General features: G+C 50.4%; 20 protein-coding genes and 2 pseudogenes. 12 read left to right on the top strand and 10 right to left on the bottom strand.

All coding sequences use genetic code 11. The annotated features are described in order from the left end of the window. Positions 1 to 540 precede the first annotated feature (540 nt). Positions 541 to 1422: a LysR family transcriptional regulator gene (locus HX773_RS24415; protein WP_039491047.1), complete on the bottom strand. Its 882-nt coding sequence runs from the start codon at positions 1420 to 1422 to the stop codon at positions 541 to 543. Between the two features lie 103 nt (positions 1423 to 1525). Here HX773_RS24415 and HX773_RS24410 point away from each other — a divergent pair, with 103 nt between their 5' ends. The 4 genes from HX773_RS24410 (at position 1526) to HX773_RS24395 (ending at position 5433) form a co-directional block, all read left to right on the top strand. Next, positions 1526 to 2587, top strand: a complete 1062-nt coding sequence (locus tag HX773_RS24410) for an alkene reductase (RefSeq protein ID WP_039491046.1) — start codon at positions 1526 to 1528, stop codon at positions 2585 to 2587. 31 nt (positions 2588 to 2618) lie between these two features. Continuing rightward, on the top strand, positions 2619 to 3560 hold the full coding sequence (locus HX773_RS24405; protein ID WP_039491044.1) for an SDR family oxidoreductase: 942 nt from the start codon (positions 2619 to 2621) through the stop codon (positions 3558 to 3560). 118 nt (positions 3561 to 3678) lie between these two features. Next, the gene (locus HX773_RS24400; protein ID WP_176973648.1) at positions 3679 to 4659 is read left to right on the top strand and encodes an NADP-dependent oxidoreductase; all 981 of its coding nucleotides are present in this window, start codon (positions 3679 to 3681) and stop codon (positions 4657 to 4659) included. A gap of 483 nt (positions 4660 to 5142) precedes the next feature. Continuing rightward, positions 5143 to 5433 (top strand): Bor family protein, encoded by a 291-nt coding sequence (locus HX773_RS24395; protein WP_176973647.1) that lies wholly within the window; start codon positions 5143 to 5145, stop codon positions 5431 to 5433. A gap of 327 nt (positions 5434 to 5760) precedes the next feature. Here HX773_RS24395 and HX773_RS24390 read toward each other — a convergent pair whose 3' ends face one another. The 4 genes and pseudogenes from HX773_RS24390 to HX773_RS24375 form a co-directional block, all read right to left on the bottom strand. After that, on the bottom strand, positions 5761 to 6018 hold the full coding sequence (locus HX773_RS24390) for a hypothetical protein (protein ID WP_176973646.1): 258 nt from the start codon (positions 6016 to 6018) through the stop codon (positions 5761 to 5763). Beyond that, positions 6019 to 6111, bottom strand: a pseudogene (locus HX773_RS26215) (transmembrane anchored protein); the annotation flags it as partial. A 675-nt stretch (positions 6112 to 6786) separates the two neighbouring features. Beyond that, positions 6787 to 8025 (bottom strand): annotated as a pseudogene (locus HX773_RS24380) (IS110 family transposase). A gap of 389 nt (positions 8026 to 8414) precedes the next feature. Next, the gene (locus HX773_RS24375) at positions 8415 to 9083 is read right to left on the bottom strand and encodes a DUF3313 domain-containing protein (RefSeq protein WP_176973645.1); all 669 of its coding nucleotides are present in this window, start codon (positions 9081 to 9083) and stop codon (positions 8415 to 8417) included. A 122-nt stretch (positions 9084 to 9205) separates the two neighbouring features. On the opposite strand from HX773_RS24375, the gene HX773_RS24370 reads away from it, so the two are divergent. From HX773_RS24370 to HX773_RS24360, 3 genes are all read left to right on the top strand, one after another. Continuing rightward, on the top strand, positions 9206 to 9682 hold the full coding sequence (locus tag HX773_RS24370) for a hypothetical protein (protein ID WP_255433314.1): 477 nt from the start codon (positions 9206 to 9208) through the stop codon (positions 9680 to 9682). An 82-nt stretch (positions 9683 to 9764) separates the two neighbouring features. Next, positions 9765 to 10055: a hypothetical protein gene (locus HX773_RS24365; protein WP_176973644.1), complete on the top strand. Its 291-nt coding sequence runs from the start codon at positions 9765 to 9767 to the stop codon at positions 10053 to 10055. A 78-nt stretch (positions 10056 to 10133) separates the two neighbouring features. Continuing rightward, positions 10134 to 10436, top strand: a complete 303-nt coding sequence (locus HX773_RS24360; protein WP_370463636.1) for a hypothetical protein — start codon at positions 10134 to 10136, stop codon at positions 10434 to 10436. A gap of 321 nt (positions 10437 to 10757) precedes the next feature. On the opposite strand, the gene HX773_RS24355 is transcribed toward HX773_RS24360, so the two are convergent. The 3 genes from HX773_RS24355 to HX773_RS26205 form a co-directional block, all read right to left on the bottom strand. Next, positions 10758 to 11375 (bottom strand): TetR/AcrR family transcriptional regulator, encoded by a 618-nt coding sequence (locus HX773_RS24355; RefSeq protein WP_176973643.1) that lies wholly within the window; start codon positions 11373 to 11375, stop codon positions 10758 to 10760. Between the two features lie 238 nt (positions 11376 to 11613). Continuing rightward, complete coding sequence (locus HX773_RS26210; RefSeq protein ID WP_370463637.1) at positions 11614 to 11946, bottom strand: SOS response-associated peptidase family protein; 333 nt, start codon at positions 11944 to 11946, stop codon at positions 11614 to 11616. Next, the gene (locus HX773_RS26205) at positions 11871 to 12281 is read right to left on the bottom strand and encodes an SOS response-associated peptidase family protein (RefSeq protein WP_370463635.1); all 411 of its coding nucleotides are present in this window, start codon (positions 12279 to 12281) and stop codon (positions 11871 to 11873) included. The genes HX773_RS26210 and HX773_RS26205 overlap by 76 nt, the downstream gene beginning before the upstream one ends. A gap of 543 nt (positions 12282 to 12824) precedes the next feature. Between HX773_RS26205 and HX773_RS24345 the strand changes: the two genes are divergently transcribed. Next, positions 12825 to 13394, top strand: coding sequence for a JAB domain-containing protein (locus HX773_RS24345; RefSeq protein WP_176973642.1), 570 nt, complete (start codon positions 12825 to 12827; stop codon positions 13392 to 13394). Between the two features lie 595 nt (positions 13395 to 13989). Beyond that, complete coding sequence (locus tag HX773_RS24340; protein WP_176973641.1) at positions 13990 to 14889, top strand: bifunctional helix-turn-helix transcriptional regulator/GNAT family N-acetyltransferase; 900 nt, start codon at positions 13990 to 13992, stop codon at positions 14887 to 14889. 441 nt (positions 14890 to 15330) lie between these two features. Here the strand turns inward: HX773_RS24340 and HX773_RS24335 are convergent, their stop codons facing one another. Next, positions 15331 to 15666, bottom strand: a complete 336-nt coding sequence (locus HX773_RS24335) for a hypothetical protein (protein ID WP_176973640.1) — start codon at positions 15664 to 15666, stop codon at positions 15331 to 15333. Between the two features lie 597 nt (positions 15667 to 16263). Between HX773_RS24335 and ycgZ the strand changes: the two genes are divergently transcribed. The 3 genes from ycgZ (at position 16264) to HX773_RS24320 (ending at position 17138) form a co-directional block, all read left to right on the top strand. Then, entirely contained in the window at positions 16264 to 16506 is a 243-nt protein-coding gene (gene ycgZ, locus HX773_RS24330) for a regulatory protein YcgZ (RefSeq protein WP_176973639.1), read from the top strand. Positions 16507 to 16540: 34 nt separating this feature from the next. Further along, a complete protein-coding gene (locus tag HX773_RS24325; protein ID WP_176973638.1) occupies positions 16541 to 16825 on the top strand; it encodes a hypothetical protein in 285 nt (94 codons plus the stop codon). A 61-nt stretch (positions 16826 to 16886) separates the two neighbouring features. Then, positions 16887 to 17138, top strand: a complete 252-nt coding sequence (locus HX773_RS24320; RefSeq protein ID WP_176973637.1) for a biofilm development regulator YmgB/AriR family protein — start codon at positions 16887 to 16889, stop codon at positions 17136 to 17138. A 304-nt stretch (positions 17139 to 17442) separates the two neighbouring features. On the opposite strand, the gene HX773_RS24315 is transcribed toward HX773_RS24320, so the two are convergent. Then, entirely contained in the window at positions 17443 to 17703 is a 261-nt protein-coding gene (locus tag HX773_RS24315) for a hypothetical protein (RefSeq protein ID WP_176973636.1), read from the bottom strand. Between the last annotated feature and the right edge of the window lie 456 nt (positions 17704 to 18159).

Here is an 18159-nt window from a genome sequence, read left to right as displayed (position 1 = left end):
AAATTCAGTGTGCCACTACAGATCAACATGAACTCTTAACTGGCGAGGTTTGAATAAAGTGATATCAGGGCTATCGCTGAAATGGAAAAGACGCATTTAAGGCTCCGTTTAAAGTATCTCCAGCACTCCTGATAGAGCATTTAGAATAAAATAGATTTCCTCCATATGAACGATCTTTTACCTTAATTTTAAGGCATGCAGAGCGTTTCGGTCTGAAGCTGGATGTGCGAAACGTCAGCTCTTGGCACACAGCGGACTGATGCTTACCCGTCTGATCACGTTCGGTAAAACGCCAATAACACCGAACAGCCCACACTCGCTGGGCTTCTTCCGTTTTGAGCGAGAAGCGGACCTAAAGTCACGCAGGAAACGCCAGTCATATTTATACTTAAACGCTCCAACTCATAGTGTTCGATAACGAGTCAAATGAGGTCCACTTCCCACCATCATTTACTGTCCAGTATTGAAATGGTCTATACAAAATACAGTCTTAGGGTAGTGAGTTTTTCCGTTTTACAGGCGGACCTCAATAATAGCTCCTCAGGTTTCCATTAGTTTTGAAGACAGAAACTCAATAAAGCGCTGGGTCTTGGCCGGCGTAAGTCGCGTTTCGGTGACGGCGTAAATGCTGACGGCTGACCCTTTCCACTCTGGAAGAACGCGCAGGAGCCGGCCGGAAACCAGATCATCGGCGACAATCTTCTCGGGAAGCAGTGCGATACCTTGATGTTTGAGGGCGAGAGTGCGGATCATCCCGACGCTGTTGAGCGTGAACCTGCCGCGAACGGCCACCTCGACCTCTACCTTGTTCATCCTTTGCTGCAAGTTCCAGGTCGAGACCTTCGTCATACAGATGCATTCATGCGCTGCCAGATCCGCCGGTGCAGCAGGTTCGCCTGACGCTTCGATATAACCGGGAGACGCATAGAGTTGGCGCGAATGCCGACCGATAAGGCGAGCGATCAAACCCGACTCTTCCAGTTTGCCCATGCGGATCGCTACATCGAACGGTTCGCTAACCAGATCGACACGCCGCGGAGTCAGGTCGAATTCGAACGTGATGCCGGGATAGTGTCCGGCGAAATCGACGATGATCGGTGCGAGATAAAGCGTGGCGAAATCTACAGGCAGCGAAACCCGCAAGATCCCGCTCGGCTGCTCAAGCATCTCGCCGAGCTGCTCATGCACCAGCCGGGCCTCGTCGACGATATGTTTGCTTCGCGCATAGTAAAGCTGGCCCGCCTCTGTTAGCTCGATCTTGCGCGTTGTGCGATGCAGGAGCCTCAAACCAATCGCCTTTTCCAACTCACTGATCCGGCGTGATAGGGTGGAGTTAGGAATGCCCAGTGCCTCCGCGGCCCTCCGAAAACTCCTGACCCTCGCGACCTCCACGAACAGCGCCATGTCATTCAAATGGTCCATCTTATTGCCCCATATATGAAATACTGATTTCAACTATAGGGTATTTATCCCGAAATCGGAATGGTGGATAGTGGATAGAGACGTCAACGTATGGAGAACTCAAATGAATCCAGTATTCGCACCTGTCCATGTAGGACGCTATACACTGACCAACCGGCTAGTCATGGCGCCCATGACCCGCAGCCGGGCAGCCTTCGACGGTACACCCGGGGAGCTATCCACCGAATATTATGAACAGCGCGCCAGCCTCGGCCTGATCGTGACTGAAGGCACCCAGCCCTCCGATGACGGCCAGGGCTACCTGATGACACCGGGCATCTATGCACCCGAACATGTCGCCGGCTGGCGGAAGATCACATCTGCCGTCCACGACAAGGGCGGAAAAATCTTCATCCAGCTCATGCATGCCGGGCGCATGAACCACCCCGACAACACTCCGCACCATCGCCAGGGCGTGGCACCCTCCGCAATCGCGCCGGGTGCGGGCATGTTTACCATGACAGGGATGCAGGACATCCCCACACCGCGCGCGTTGACGACCGAAGAGGTGCGCCAGACCGTCGCCGATTTCCGCAATGCGGCGCGCTCTGCGATTGAAGCCGGTGCTGATGGTATCGAGATTCATGGCGCTAACGCTTATCTCGTCCAACAGTTCTTCGCGCCAAGCGCCAACACGCGCACGGACGAGTACGGCGGCTCTATCGAGAACCGTGCCCGCTTTGCCATCGAAGTGGCCTCAGCGATTGCCGAGGAAATCGGCGCGGACCGCACTGCGATTCGCCTGTCTCCCGGTACGACGATATGGGGAATTGATGAAGGTTCGGAAGGGTCGGAGCTCTATCGTTACCTCGTTGCCGAACTCGACAAGCTCGGTCTTGCCTATCTGCACATCATGCACCAGGGCAACGAAGCGCTGCTCACTGATATCCGCCAGCTCTGGCATCAATCATTGATCGTCAATCGCCCTGGTCGTCCGCGTGAGCAGATTGGCACCGATGTGGCGTCGGGACTGGCCGATCTGGAAGCCTATGGTCAGCTAGTCCTGGCCAATCCTGACTTCGTCGCGCGACTTAAGACGAACGCGGGGATGAACGCTGCGGACCCCAAAACATACTACGGCGGCACAGCAGAGGGCTATACCGACTACCCTGCCCTCAACCTCTGAACCCTACCCGCTCATGAAAGGATATTAGATAATGGCTCAATCACCGCAACTTGCGACCGTCGCGGATACCCTCACGCCGGCGAGAAAGAAAGTCCTGGTCGTCGGCGCAACAGGTTTCCTCGGCGCAAAGATTCTGCACAACCTCGCGCTTGAGAAAAGCGCGGCCGTCGTTGCCATGTCGCGAAAGGGCGCCCCCTCAGGTGGGGACGCCGACATCGAATGGGTTCGCGGCGATATGATGGATCCGGCGTCGCTGGATCGGGCATTGCAGGGCGTTGACGTCGTCGTCAGCTCGGCAAACAGTTACATGAAGGGCAGCCTCGATACCGACTTTCAGGGCAACAAAAACCTCATCGAGGCCGCCGCGCGGGCGAAAGTGAGCAGATTTGTTTTTCTCAGCATCGTGAGTTGCAAAGCCGCGTCCGCTGTGCCTCATTTCCACGCCAAGAAAGTGGCTGAAGATCTGATCAAAAAGTCCGGCGTGCCATACGTCTTTGTCCGGGCACCCTCGTTTCTCGACCAGAGCACAGACTTTATCGCAAAGGCCGTGAAAGGTGGGAAATTCCAGGGGATGGGCGACAAGACCACAAGGTGGTCCTACGTGCTGACGGATGACCTTGCCTCCTATCTTACGAAGGCGGCGATCTATCCTGGCGCCGAAATCGTCAACCAGACGATCGATGTTGGCTGGAGTGACGGTCCTAAAAACCAGCAGGAGCTGGCCGATATCATCTCTGATGTCATCAATAAACGTCTGAAGATCCAGATCATTCCCTGGTGGATGATTCGGGTGGCCGCACGGCCGGTCAAGCTGTTTTCCGAACTCGGGTATGATCTGATCCAGATGTTCCTGTTCTTCAGAACGGGGCTCTATGTCTCGGACATCTCCAGGCACGAGGACTTCTTCGGACCCGCTCCGACAGCGCGCGATGCGATCACACGATGGGCACGAAATCAGCAGCTTATTCCCTAAGACGTAGGGATGGGGTGGCAATGCAATGATGACGCGACGTTGCGCCATCATTTGAGAAAAACGGCACGCGATAGCGGGACCGCCCTCAGCGGCGGCGTCTCGCTAGGAGGAGACAGGTATGAACCATTCACCAACCCCTGACAGGGGCAATACTAACGAACAGCAGGCCAAGGGCCGTGCCTTAAGGCTGCACGCTTACGGCGGACCTGAAGCTCTCAAGGTTGATCACGTTTCCTCACCCGAGCCGGGACCGGGCGAGGTATTGGTATCGATCAAGGCCGCCGCGGTAAACGGCATCGACTGGAAAATCCGTGAAGGCCACCTGCGCGAGCGCTTCAAGCTCACCCTGCCTGCGACGCTTGGCATTGAAATGGCTGGCGTCGTGATTCGAACTGGCCACGACGTCACGAACGTGAAGCCAGGGGATCGTGTTATGGCGGCCCTCGGTGGCGTCGGAGCCTACACCGACTTTCTGGTCATTGATGCCGAGAAGCTCGTCCTGACGCCGGCAGGGCTGTCCGACGTCCAGGCTGCCGCCATTCCTGTAGCTGCAATGACGGCCTGGCATGTCATTCAGGCAGCGGATTTCGATCTGTCTGGAAAGCGAGTGTTGATTCAGGGCGCGGCTGGCGGTGTGGGTGGCTTTGCGGTTCAGTTCGCGAAGATGGCCGGTGCAACTGTCCATGCTACGGCATCGACCACTAGCCTTCAGCATGTGCAAGCTCTGGGTGCAGATGATGTTACAGATTATCGCCAGCAAACCCTGGAAAATCTTGCAGACCAGATCGACCTGGTGGTCGATCTGGTCGGAGGCAAGGCTCTGGACCCGTGCTGGGACCTGCTGGCACCAGGCGGACTTTTGGTAAGCATTGCTGCTCCGGACGTAATCGCTCGCGCACCGCTAGGCCGCCGTGGCGTCTTTTTGTCTAACAAGCCGGACACTGCACGCCTGGCCTCAATTGCTCAGCAGGTCGCCGCAGGCACATTGCGTTCAACAATTGCAGAGGTGATTAGTCTCGGCGATTTGCCCCTAGCGATTGAGCGCAACCGTACCGGCCATCCACCGGGTAAGATCGTTGCGGACCTTACCCTCAAATGAGGCGAAAAGGAGGATGCTTCACAACGACTGGTCATTACGAATGAATTAACAGGGAGGTATTGGCCTGCTCTCCGCAGATTAGTACATTCCGATGTTAGCAACGTCCGCTGTTGGCACGAAGCGGACTAACTGGATTTAAAGTCCGCTATGAGCGAGAAGCATAAGTCGCTGCTGCGTGAGCTGGAACAGGGCTTTGGTGGTGCGGCGGCCGAGAAGAATAGTCCGCATTAAAAAAGCTTTCTCCATTGTGTCATAAAGTTCTTCGACGATTTGACTCGCTAAGCGGAAACGCTGCGGTAAACATAAAAAGCCCCTGCTGTGCAGGGGCTTTTTTTATTGCTGTACTATTCTGCAAAACGTATCCGTCAGGCGTACTTAAAAATTTTTCTCATGTTTCCGCTTTCGTTGTCGATAACCTGATTGCTGGCTAAGTGATGATTTCACTCAGCATTTATTTTTTCATTTCAGGCGATAAGGATATTTATGAACAAGCTTTGTGTTGCGGCGTTGTTGGCTCTGAGTTTAACCGGCTGTGCGCAGCAGACTTTCGTAATGAAACAGAATCAAGTTGGCGCGGCAACGAAAACCACCAGCCAGCCGTTCTTTGTTTCAGGAATCGGTCAGCGTAAGACAATTGATGCGGCGCAGGTGTGCGGCGGCCAGGAAAAAGTTAACCGGGTTGAAGTGCAGCAGACGTTTGTTAATGGCTTACTGAGCGTAGTGACGTTTGGTATCTACACGCCACGTGAAGCGCGCGTTTATTGCGCCATCTGATAATGCCTCAGGCCGGTTCGCCGGCCTAATCCTGCGCCTGTTTTAGTATATTATAACTATTAAATTCTGCTGTCGCACCACTGCGCGGCTTGCCTGCTGACGACGTTACCCAAAACGACTTCAGGCAATGTCGTCCAGCCAGGTAAAAGCAGTGATAAGGTGTTGAGGCATGTCAGTCGGCTTTGAGCGATTAGCGGATGTTAGCCTCACACGCAATCAGTTTATAGGAAGAACCCTAGAAGTGAATGGTTCGGATTAAAGGGATACTTACAAGCTAGAGCAGTGGGCAGACTGAGTCACTGCACGGGCTAAACGCATACGATGGGATTAACGTACGCGTTGAACATCAACAGACTCGTTGTCGTCAATGTTAATCATCTTATCTTCATCATCATTTATCACTACATCAGACAACTCTAACCACAACTGACTTGTGATGGTATCGTATCCAGCAACCTGCCATACAGACCCATCATCCAGAATAAGCACTTCACCATTTGCATCGTTACTTCTTATGTAATGCTGCTCTGCTGCATTTGCAGTAGAAAAAAAGACAATAAATAATATGAAAAGTATTTTTTTCATTTAATAACCTCCTGGTCGTGAATCAGCAGATCTCAAACCACACCTAGAACCATCAGCTGCAATATCATCATCATGCTGACAGTTACCAGAATAGTTATTTTGCTTACGAGGCGAGTAGGATGAACCGCCACCACCAGACTGTGCTGCCGCAACAACACCCAAGATAAGTAGTGGCGCACCAATAACAAGCCCTGTTGTTCTCCAGAAGCTGATTTTCTCGCTTCCATCAGCATTATGGATAATCTGACCCTGATCATCACGCGCAGCACAGCCTGTCATTACCAGACATAACGCTAAAATCGTAGTTTTTCTCATGGCTTTCAAATGGAGATAGAATTTGCAAGCAGGTTAAAGGAAGCATGAAAAATACTTTTGATCACAATCATATTTTTTTGAATTTTAAAAAATGTGAAACATGAGTATTTACCATACATCCTCATTTCATGCACCGCATGAAAAATGCTCATTCGCATTCTGCCGCGTGCGCCGTAAAAGACGCCCTAAACCCGGGCTGAAACCACCAAACGCACCTGATCAATTTTGAACAGTTGCATGACTATGCATGAAAGCGAGTTGAGGGGGATTTCACTGCATCCCGGCGAAAGTTCACAACAAGTTGACGCTAAGGGGGGATAGATATCTAGAGCGCTGGTAGCAAAAAGCAGTATCAGGGTAATAGCTGATAAATTATCAATAGCCCCTCAACAATTGATGTACGTATTCTGCTTGAAATGTCCGCTTCACGCCCTGAGACATTCGACAAGCTTTCTACGGCATTAGTAAGGGCGATTTTCGCGCTTCCAGTGCCAGCAAATATTTCGCTTCGTCATAACGGGTTCTGGTCTTCCAGCAGCGGTAAATAATCCTTATCCATTTGAATGCCAGAGCTCGGATCGCTGATTGATGAGATTTTCCTTTTTCTCGCATCCCCTGATAATACAGCTTGGCCCAGTATGATGAGTTAACCGTCTTGGCAGCCCATTCGACAAAGGTTTGCCTGACGAACTTGGCACACTGCCATCGCCAGTGAACCCAGGATTTCTGGCCACTCCGTTCAGTCACCGGGGCAATACCTGCGTAGTTTTGAATTTACTCAGCGCTGTTGAAGCGGTCGCGGTTATCACCCAGTGCGGCAAGCATACGTGGGCCCATACACGGCCCCATGCCCGGTAGTGATTTGAACAGCTCTGCATCCGGAAGCGTATCGAATAACGATTCGATTCGTTCGTCGTAGGTTCTGATAAGTTCACTTACAAGTTTGATTTGTGATGCAAGAGCTGTTGCCATTAGCGCGTTCGCCTCGATAACACTTTTATCAGTGGTCAGGGGAATCGCGTTGGCAATGCTTGTAACCCGCTGTTCTGTATACGCAACAGCGGGACCACCTCTTGCGTTCATAAAATGACGGACGGTATCACTCCGGGCACGTTTGAGCTGTTGCAGGCTTGGCCAGCGGATTATGAGCTCACAGAACAATGAACTGTCCCGATGCGAGAACCATTCCAGGGGTTGAGGATAATACTGCTTAAGCGTGTTAATGAGCCGATTAACGAAGCGGCGTTTGTCTTCTACCAGCAGCCTACGCTGCTCGACTAGTTGTAGAAGTAAACGGATATCAGCATTGTCGGGTTCGATGGCTTTAATCTTTTGGGGATAGCGTAGCATCAGATCTAACGCCAACTCGGCATCCTGAGGATCATCCTTCGCACCACTTGGCCAGAAGGTCTGCCGATAGCGGGCCAATGATAACGAGTGTACAGGAAAGACGGTAACAAATGGGTACTTCTGGAGAGCATACACGAGCGGGCCTTTCTTCAGTTCAAGGGCGACAGCGATCCGGCCTTTAACCTTCAGGTGCAACTCATTGAGCCAGGTATCAAGTGCTTCCGGCGTATGGTTAATCACATGGAATGTGCGCTTACCGTTTTTAAACTGAACGCAGACATCGTGTTTTTTATCCGCCCAGTCCAGACCAACATGAGCAGCAAACTGATCTATAGCAGTCATCACCAACTCCTTTTTACGGGGGATTGGTATGCATTCCACGCTCTTCGAAAGAAATATAGTCAGCAGTTTCTCTGCATGCCCTGAGTATTCGTTAGCGAACGTGGAGCACTTACTGGTTCGAAAGAAAAGCGGCAATCATCAAATTACATGATTTTGGCACAATATTCGTAACCAGTAAGCGCATACCCTGAATCAGTTAAAAGTGTAACTCTCAGGGTTCGAATGACTATATCTGGCACAGGGCGGACATGCGCGCGTAGCAAGGTCTGCTATGAGCTGTGAGTTCAACGGGTCGATGCAACGCTATCCTTATCCATATCCTGCCAGTGCAGCGATAGATACACTGGCAGGGCCCTCTGCTCACAGGCCGTGATGTTCTTATTATCGCCTTAACGCAATTTTTCCAGCAGCTGCTCTGCGCCTTTGTCCACTCCGGTCTCTGCCGCGCTCATTGAGCCAAACGTTGCACCCACGTTCATGGCGTTAGGATACTGCTCCGCCACGTAGGCCAGCAGCAGCTCGCCGGTCGCGGCATCTTTTACCTCCACGGCATAGTTAACGTACCCGCTCATCAGGCCGCGGCCGCCGCGCACTGACTGAACGATGTTATAAGGTCCGCCGGCGAGGTCGAATTTTGTGAAGGTGCCCACAACCTGAGGCGTGGTGTCCGCTCCGGTGAGCGTCAGCTTAAGACGGAGGCAAGGGGCTCTTCCGGCATGGGTATTAACAGTAAACTTCTCCGCCAGCACTTCGGTAAACTTCTTCTGCATGTAGTCTGCCAGATTGCGCCTGTCCTCCTGAGGCAGGTCGTTAAACTGCGCGTCGCTGCCGCCGTAGATTTCGACGGGGTTGATGATAATGCTCCGGTATTTACTCCAGTCAACCGGAGTGGTGTAGCGGAAAGGGATGCGGTCGCTGTCCTCAGTCGTATTGGGGGTCATCCGGGATGTGGTTTCAATGCCGGAATATTTTACCGGGGAGGTGGATGAACATCCCGCGGTGGCAACGACGGCGGTCAGGATCAGCGCGCGGGACAGGTTTCTGAAAAGACGGGCCATGAATATTTCTCCGGTTACTTTTTTATATAATGAACTGTACGGTATAGTTAATATGGATTATCATGACCCTGTCAAGAAAATGTTTCAGTTCGTGTCCGTAAATTTCAGCTCAGGAGCGCGGCATGTTTTCCATTTACCCGGGATTTCCAGCGACAGGCTTCACAAACGAGACCTGTCCTCAGCAGGTGATTTCCCGGGCGCAGAGGGAAGACGCGCCCGCATTCGTAATTCAGGGGAAAACAGAAGGTGCTGTTTTTACCTGGAGTCTGCCGCTCCGCTATTCCGGCTTTACGGTCCGGCGGAGGCTGATAAGAATGATGCTGACGCTGCAGCAATGCGGTGAAGCCGGAAGCCAGCGCCGCCGGGAGGCTTTTACGCCGGCGGCTGACTATGTCCGGAGCGTCATTGATACGGCAATGCTCCGCGGAGAGTTGCGCTGCCGGCCCTCCGGCGAAATGGCACACGCCTACCTGATGCTGACCTGGGAGTTACGGAGCGTTATGCCCGGTGTTCAGCTGGATAAAGCGCTGCTGCGCAAAGAGGTCCGGCGAAGAACCGCTGATTTTCTGAGCCGATATGGGACGGAGGCACGGGTATGAAGGTATTACTGCTCAGGGCCATTCTGGCGCTTGTCTTTATTGCCGGCGGCATTCTGAGCGCGTCTGATGCCGGATTTGCCTGATGGAAGGCTGGCTGGTGACGGAGTCGCTGGGAAATACGCCGCCGCGTCAGTGGATTGTGTATGGCTTCATGCTGACCGCCCTGACGTACGCCCTGCTAAGAACCGCCGGCAACCTCAGGGAGATGTACCGCCTGCGCCGGCTCGGGAAGCGACGAGCCAGGTACTATGCCCTCAGGGTGTGGGGGACCTCATCAGGACCGCTGCAGGTAGTCCTCGTGGCGGAATGCCTTGTCACTGACGCGCTGTGTGCGCTGCTTCTGCGGGCGCTCCACGACGTCACCTTCTGGTGAGAACAGCTTTGGCTGGATCAGTTTATACGTAAGCGTAAGCCATAGCGCTACAACGGTAACTTTAAAGAGGGCCTCAACGTGATTGAGAAACTGTCAGAGATTAACGGGAATGTCTCCTGGATGGACTGGAGCATGATAAGCATCCTGATTTTATTTGGCACCCTGGTCATAACCGTCATGATTATGTGGTGGCGCGTCATCAGTAACATTGCTGAAGTCGTCCACATCCGGCGCATTAAGGCCCGCCGTGAACGGAAATATGCCGAAGGTGCCTGGGGTGTTCGCCAGAACTCGCTGATGACGCTGCTTATTGCTGAGACCCTGGTAGCTCTGGCCATCAGTGTCCTGATTGTCCTCATGCTGAAAGGGGCGTCATTCTGATTCCGCTCAGGCGGCGTGGGTGAAAGGCCCGCCGGAGGGCGGGCTGGAGAGATTCAGATGTGGCTGCCGATGGAAAGACACCCGGAAAGCATCAGCACGGCCATACCGGTCACGAGACTGTAAACAAAACGCATGTCAGATCCTCAGAATAAAGAAACGCAGCCGCTCAGCACAAGCGACCCCACGGCAACAGCGGCCACCACTAAAAAACGATTAAGCATTAACGCACCTCTCCCATATATAAACTGTACGTACCAGTTTATATATGAATTAAAAACAGTCAAGTGGATATACTGAATCTTCAGGGCGGAGGTTGCCCTGTCAGCGCAGTGACGCGCCAGCCAGGAAAACGTCTACGGCACTTTGCACCATAGCGACGATATCCCCACGTGTGTAAACCGGCATATCGTGCCGGAGAAAGAGCTCATCCGCTTCGGCCTTCACCAGCGCAGAAAACTGTTTCGCACGCAGGTCGGGGCGTGCAGGCTGCAGGTCACCAGCTTCAATATGCTGCTCCATCAGCGCCGACAGGGCGTTCATGCTTTCCCGGACGCCGGACTCGTAGAAAATATCGCCAATGCCGGAATGCCCCGCCTCGCCGATGACCATGCGGTAGAGCTGAAGCCCCTTCCAGTCCGACGTCATGGCGCCCAGCATGCCTTCACCAAATCGCTGCAGCTTCTCAGGCAGGGGGAGATGACGGCTGTCCTGACTGTAAAGATCGTCCGCAGCGCGCGTCAGAAAGTTGGTGCCGTAGGCCCTGACGACGGCGTCAAGAAGGCTTTCCTTGGAACTGAAGTAGTTATAGAGCGTGGCCTTGGAGCACTCTGCCGTTCTGGCCACTCCTTCCATTGAGGCTCGTTCGTACCCCTGCTCGAGAAAGACTGTCGTTGCAGCATTCAGGATGTCAGTTCGTTTCTTTTCAGTCAGTGTTCGCATGTGGTTTCTCCCTGTAAACAAGCCAATATTAACAGAACCACCCGGTTCATTAAAGGCGCGCATTTTTCGTTTCAGTATCCAGATTGCTGACTTTGAACAGCTGCCTCAAAGTTAAAGGAATGCAGACTTAGCATCGTCTGCTTCTGGCACCAAGCTGACGTAGGTATCAAACATTCAACGAACTTCTATCTGTCGATAAACAGCGATACGTCCGTCAGCACGATATGTCTGCATTTAGTTACAGCTGAAATGAAAGGGCAGGTGCGTCAATTTCTTTAATCAGATCTTCGCCCTGATTTCTGCGGCTGCCAACCTTTATCGAAACGGGATGCCATATAAAATCACTTTCCGGCAGAGCAGCTTCTTTGGCAATTTCCTCCGCACGTTCCGTTGAAGTGTCTTCACTCAGCCATTCGCTCACGGCTGACGTCTTCAGCACCAGCGGTCTGCGATCGTGGATGTCAACCATGCCTTTGTTGCTGGCAGCAGTGACTATCACAAAGCCTTCTTTCCCGTGAGGGTCGTCATAGGGGGTTTTGCCGATCGCCGCGAAGAAGAGCGGTTCATGGATTTTCTGGTAAATAAAGTAAGGCTGCTTTTTGTCACCGCTTCGCTGCCACTCCTACCAGCCGTCTGAAAACACCGCGGCGCGGCCGTGGTTCCAAAGCGGTTTAAACATGCGGCTCGATGCAGCGGCTGTTTATACCACCATTCAGGGCCATAACCCCAGTACACAGGATCGAGTTTTAGCTCGCCATCACGCTGGTCCAGCAACAGCACACTGGTGCCGGGTGCGACGTTGTATCGCCCGATGGGTTCCGGGTCGTGAACATAGTCGCTGTCGGCGATGCCGAGCTCATCAAAGTAAACATCCCGGCTCTGGTACTGCGCAAATCGTCCGCACATAGCTTGTTCCTCCTCCTTAAGGATAGCGGCTTCTGCAGTGGCGTCCTCATGTCGTTAATCAGGATGAACTGTCCTTCACTTATGGCCCCCTCCGGCTCCCCGGTTGGCCGGGTCGTCAGCCTGACTGCGCTAACCGGCAACGCCGGCAAGCTTCGCCGAACCGCCACAGGCGGCGTTTCGGGCCTGCGGCTTGAGTCTGATGGCAATTTCCACACCTGTAGCTGGCTGACCGCCAGCGCGTTCACTGGCCACATACTGACGAGGCCGCTGAGGACCGGATCGGCGATACGTCGTGCCGTCCGGGGCTGTGTCCTGTTCATCGCCTTCTTTTCTGTTTCGTTCCCCGACGTCCTCTGCCTTGCTGAAACCTGGCACACGGGCGTCCTCACGCAAGGGGCGCTCACTAAACGGCTACTCCCGGTCCCTCCGGGCTGCGGCCTTGCCGTTTACCCCTGCGTTCTGCCTGGTTCCCGCGCGCCGGTTATGCGCTTACGGCTACGGAATTCGGAGAAACATCACATGAAACTGAACGGGAGAAACAACATGTCACAGCAAAACGTCAACACCTCGGCTCCAGAATCTGAAGAATCATCACTGGAAAATGTCACGGATAACGTGCGCTTTTTCAGTCGACTTCACGTGCGCGATACGCAGGGTAATTACGTGATGGCAACGGACACCCAGATCCTGGCCGAAGCGGTGCTGGCGATTGACTATCGTTATCCCACGGGCACCACCTTTGACTCATCTTCAGTGGCTGGTGAGTTTTTTGGGGCAAAGCTTGCGGGGCGTGACCGTGAGGTGTTTGCTGTGGCGTTTCTGAATAACCAGCATCAGTTGCTTGCCTATGAAGAGATATTTGAAGGATCCATTGCGAGTGTTGAAGTCCATCCTCGTGAGGTCGTTCGTCGGGCGCTTCAGCTGAATGCCGCCGCCGTCATTCTGAGCCACAATCACCCGTCCTTCACGCCGGAGCCATCCGGAGCAGACATCGCTATTACGGGACGTCTCAAGACTGCACTTGAGTTAGTGGCGGTAAGGGTTATCGATCATATTATTGTGGCAGGTAACGAGACGGTATCACTGGCGGAGCGTGGACACCTTAAAGGCTGAGTCATCGTAGGTACATTCCAGCAGGGCGGGGGCCACTCCGCCTTCTTTTGGCGCGCTGAACGGCGTGCGGCACTACGTGCCGGGGAGAGCCGGTGCTGACGCACCGGTCATTCCCCTTCGCTTGTGCTTTTTCTTCCGGGAAAGTGTTCTTACTCTATTTTATCTATGCAGCCTGTGGCTGTTTAACTCTCTGAGGGAAGATATCTGCTTATCGGGTATTCAGTCACTTAAAGGCTAACGCATTAACAGCCTGATGGCCCCCTCCGGCTCCCTGGTAAACCAGGTCGTCAGCCCGACTGCGCTAACCGGCTGGCCGGCAAGCTTCGCCGAATCGCAACGAATGCGTTTCGGGCCTGCGGCTTGGGTCTGATGGCTAATTCAATAAGCAATGCCAAAAGGTTAATGCTTTTTTTTCATCCGAGTTATTGGAGGATTTATGGCAAAACAAATGGCAGATGTGAGCGAACAGCAGACATGAAGTAAATCATTGACGAGCCCGGCGGACAAATGGTTGTGTTGTGCAACTAATCTATCGGGTTAAGCTAATGACTTCAGAACTACAGACCATAAAAACATACGCGCGGCTTCACGTTTAATGGTGCGTGAATTGGGTTTCATGAACCAAAATCTAGCTGCAACTAATTATCCTCCCTCAGCTGTGCACTCTATGCTTGAAGTTGAAACTCATGGAGCAATGACAGCCGCTCAACTGGTACAGATTTTGGGGCTGGAGAAGTCCAGCATCAGTCGTATGCTCGCTAAACTTGTCGAGGCTGGAGAACTTGAAGAAACCCCTTCCGAAGACGATGCCAAGACGAAGCTACTAAGACTTACCGATAAGGGCAGAGAGACAGTACAGAGCATAAACACTTACGCTGACCAACGCGTATCCGCAGCACTCGCCAAACTCGATCCGTTTACCCAAAAGGCCGTATTAAAGCACCTTTCTTCATATGCCTTTGCGTTAAAAGCCTGTCGCGTAAACTCTGCTGGTGAAGTGCAAAACAGCTTCAAAATAGTCTCGGGTTATCATGCAGGGATGATTGGCCGCATTACTGAAATGCATGGCAGCTATTACGCCAGAGAGTATGACTTCGGTAATTTTTTTGAAGCGAAGGTTGCCGCAGGTCTTGCTGATTTTTCGGCGCGAGTAGATAAGCCATGTAATCAGATCTGGTTGGCGATGGTGAACGAGCGCATAGTCGGCTCAGTTGCTATTGACGGTGAGGATCTGGGAGATAATGAGGCACATCTGCGCTGGTTCATCCTTGATGATGGCTGTCGTGGCAGTGGTCTGGGCAGAAAACTCATTGCAGAAGCAATGCGTTTTTGTGATGAGCAGAAGTTCGCATCAGTACAATTATGGACGTTTAATAAGCTTATCGCAGCAAGACGATTGTACGAATCATTCGGATTTGAATTGTCGAAAGAGTGGGAAGGCGATCAGTGGGGCAGTACTATTACTGAGCAACAATTCACTCGAAAAATTCTCTAAATATAATTAACCACTTATTTTTTTGGGCATGATGTTTTTGGAGAAATTACTTCGACCAGTCATCTATTGCTCATTGGTGATGTCCATTTCTGCCACTAGTTAGACATTAATCATCACATTTCTTTTTAAGAAGAGATAGATATAAATAACATGATTTAGGGATGGGGTAATTTCATTTAAAAAATCATGATATGTGTTACAGGTGTTGAAATATGAAAGTTTATGGTTTGCGAAATACAGAGCAGAACGTCAAAGGCAAGCAAGTAGAGATTAATCGAAAATTTGATTTTGATCATGTCACCTTGCATTATTATTAAACGGATTTTTAAACTGTAAGATTATGAATAGATCTTGATTTTTTCTCGCAGAGCGCTGTTAGTAGACCCAACCCATGACAACGCTTTCATTTTTGATATATTGTTAGATCTTATTGAAGATGAGCTATAATATTTTCGGTAAAGTCTTAGTCGATTTATCATTCTTAGGTTTATTGTAAGCTAAAAGCGAATTTCGTCTGCTCTTAACTCTGCTGCGAGCGTGGGAGATTACGTCTAGCCATTTCGGGTCGGCCATATTAGTGATGTATTGTTCTAAAGCGGTCAACATAGCTGACCATATTGTGAGCTGATAATCTTTATCGTTTATAAGAGAATCCCGCATCGATTGTATAATATTATCTACTTGTAATTTAATTTCCAATAAAGATGTTCCTGCTTGATGCTCTGCGGCTAATCGCCTAATTTTTCTAACGTGACTATTTATGTTGATTTCATTCATGATGAGTAACTCTCTGCGTGAATGCTAATATGTAAATCTTTCCTCATAAAACTTATTGACGAAGAGGTGGTGAGGTTATGTTGGCAGCGTTTCCTTCTATCTAGATTAGACTGGCACTGATAGAATGGGAAGTGAATACTGTAGAATTTTTTCTTCACAAGACTGCTTTAAAATAAACGAAGCGGTTTCATTTATCCCGTTTGCATTATAACTGTTCGTCTCACAGTGATCATAAGAAATAAATGCGTGCTTTATATTAATTCTCGTATAAATTGACCCGGCGGAACACTCCGCACGTAACGAATGATGCTTTGCATCGCCTCTGGAAGCGTAAGGGATTTCCACTTTCAGGGGTAATTTTTTACCAGGCAGTGGGCTTCTTATCGACGCTGTAATCCTTCATTATGCTGAAAATCAAAGAGAAAGATGCAAAACACTAACTTAAGTAACTTCATGTAAGATCATGATTTATAGTGTCTTAATTTATTGGGTATTAAATATTTCCTAAATGGAGGATGCAAAGCTGTACAAAGTAACTAACTCTGTATAAGTTTGTGTCACTTTTCTGATTTTATTAACGACATTCGAGGTTAATTCATGCAGCAATCCGTTGGCATACCTAACTCAGTAAGTGACATTGCAGCCTACTTTAGCCGTGCATCTCTTCCTTCTCAGCAGGAAACGCTGGGTAGCATAGTGGTAGAAATACTTCGTTCAGGACGCAATCTGAACCGAAAAGCGATCTGCACAAAACTTGTATCACGACTTGAGCTTGCATCCTCGCCTGAAGAAGAACATCACTATCATCAACTGATAGCGCTCCTTTTTGCTCGGGGCTGAATTGCCTCATGGCCCAATCAGGGCAGAGAGTCTTATGAATAATAGCGATGAAGAACAACTTAGTGACATTCTCATCGGCGAGGCGGTATTTTCGTTGCTTCGCGAAAAAGTCGGGATTTCCCGAAAGGCGATTCTGATAAAGCTTCAGAATATGCTCAAGTCAGAACAGGATCCCGAGCGAGTCAGTACAATATTACGGGCTATTCAAAACGTGAAGTCTGAAAAGACGCAGAGTGAATCAAGCCGAATTGACGGTTGTAAAAGTGCAGCAACGTTATCCATCGAAAGTTATGATCACGATAATACAACCCGACACTGATCACGGCTAATCGGTAAAGAACTGGAAATCATTACGTAAACTAACCGCATAAGGAAAATGTATGCAGCAAAATATTACCGAATCAGATCTTCAGTCGTACCTGGAAAGTACAGGGGACCAGTTTACCTCAGAAAAAGAAGTGATTGGCATCATAGTTAAATCACTCATAGCTGAAAAAGGGCGCGTAACGAATAAGGCAATCATTTTGCGCCTTATTGAAGAACTCGAAAGCACAACTGACATTGAGCAACTCGATGTGCTTCGTAATTGTCTTGAAATTGTGGTAGGACAAACGGCTGACGATGAGGGTTAAACCGCTCCGGAAACTGGAGGGAATTTGAAATCTGATAACTTCGCCAGTTGTTTGCTGGTGTGATACCGAATAAAACTGGTGTGAGATTTTCACAGTTATGTCACCAAAAGACCATTACCTACAAAAGTTTTTTATCCAAAATTTAACTAAAACTTTTTTAACAAATAAATGCGTTTATATGGAGAGTGTCATCCCTGACAGTTTCTCCGGCCGGTACCCGTTTTCACGTTACCGCTGAGGTTATTCGCTTCGTCGTTTCCCGGCCGGAGCCGGATTACTTCCTAAGGCATCATTTTTTTAATAGTTAATTCAGATCTCGGTTCAGGCCTATAAGGGTCTGCAGATACGGTACCTGCTTTTCGGCGACCTCGTCTGATTGCAAACTCTTCAGCCATTCTCTGGCATTAAAGATATGCTTCAACCTGACGCTATCAGTCTCCGATTTTGCCATGTAGCCAAGTTGAGTGAACAATGAGCCAATGCTAATCTCTTTTTCACCCAACGCTAGGCTAAATGCCGCTTCGCCAATAATGGCATGGCCTTTCTCGTTCTTTTGAAATAACACAGAATTTCCTCCATTAGTACGAATTATAATAACCTCATGTATTACTATAGACCCTGAGCATTGACTTGCACTCCATTTAATCCGAAAAGTAAATGGGCGTTCATATCGGATGTGCTTCCAGGAATTATCCGGATTTTCTCAGCAATGAATATTTAAAAAGAGTGAGAGATTGCGAGCTATCAGGGCCTATTAATAGCGAAAAGTGGATATAAGAATTATCAAGACATGGCAGTTGTGCCACATTAAAAATAACAATTTCTGGCCGCCCCCCGCATACGCCTTAATCTCGATACTGCGGCGGAACGGTTTGTTCCGGCACCTGTTTCTGTCGATTTACTTAAAAGTGGTCTGATGATTTTGACGCACCTTCATGGTTATGCCCTCAAAACTACTGTCTGCAGTTCAGCAAACAGATTTTTTAAATGTCCGCTTCTGGCTGTGAGTTCAACGGGTCGA

This window comes from Pantoea sp. B9002 (assembly GCF_013385945.1).
Classification (GTDB): Bacteria; Pseudomonadota; Gammaproteobacteria; order Enterobacterales; family Enterobacteriaceae; genus Pantoea.
The sequence above is the reverse complement of the archived record's forward strand: the minus strand, read 5'-3'. Positions and strand labels throughout refer to the sequence as shown.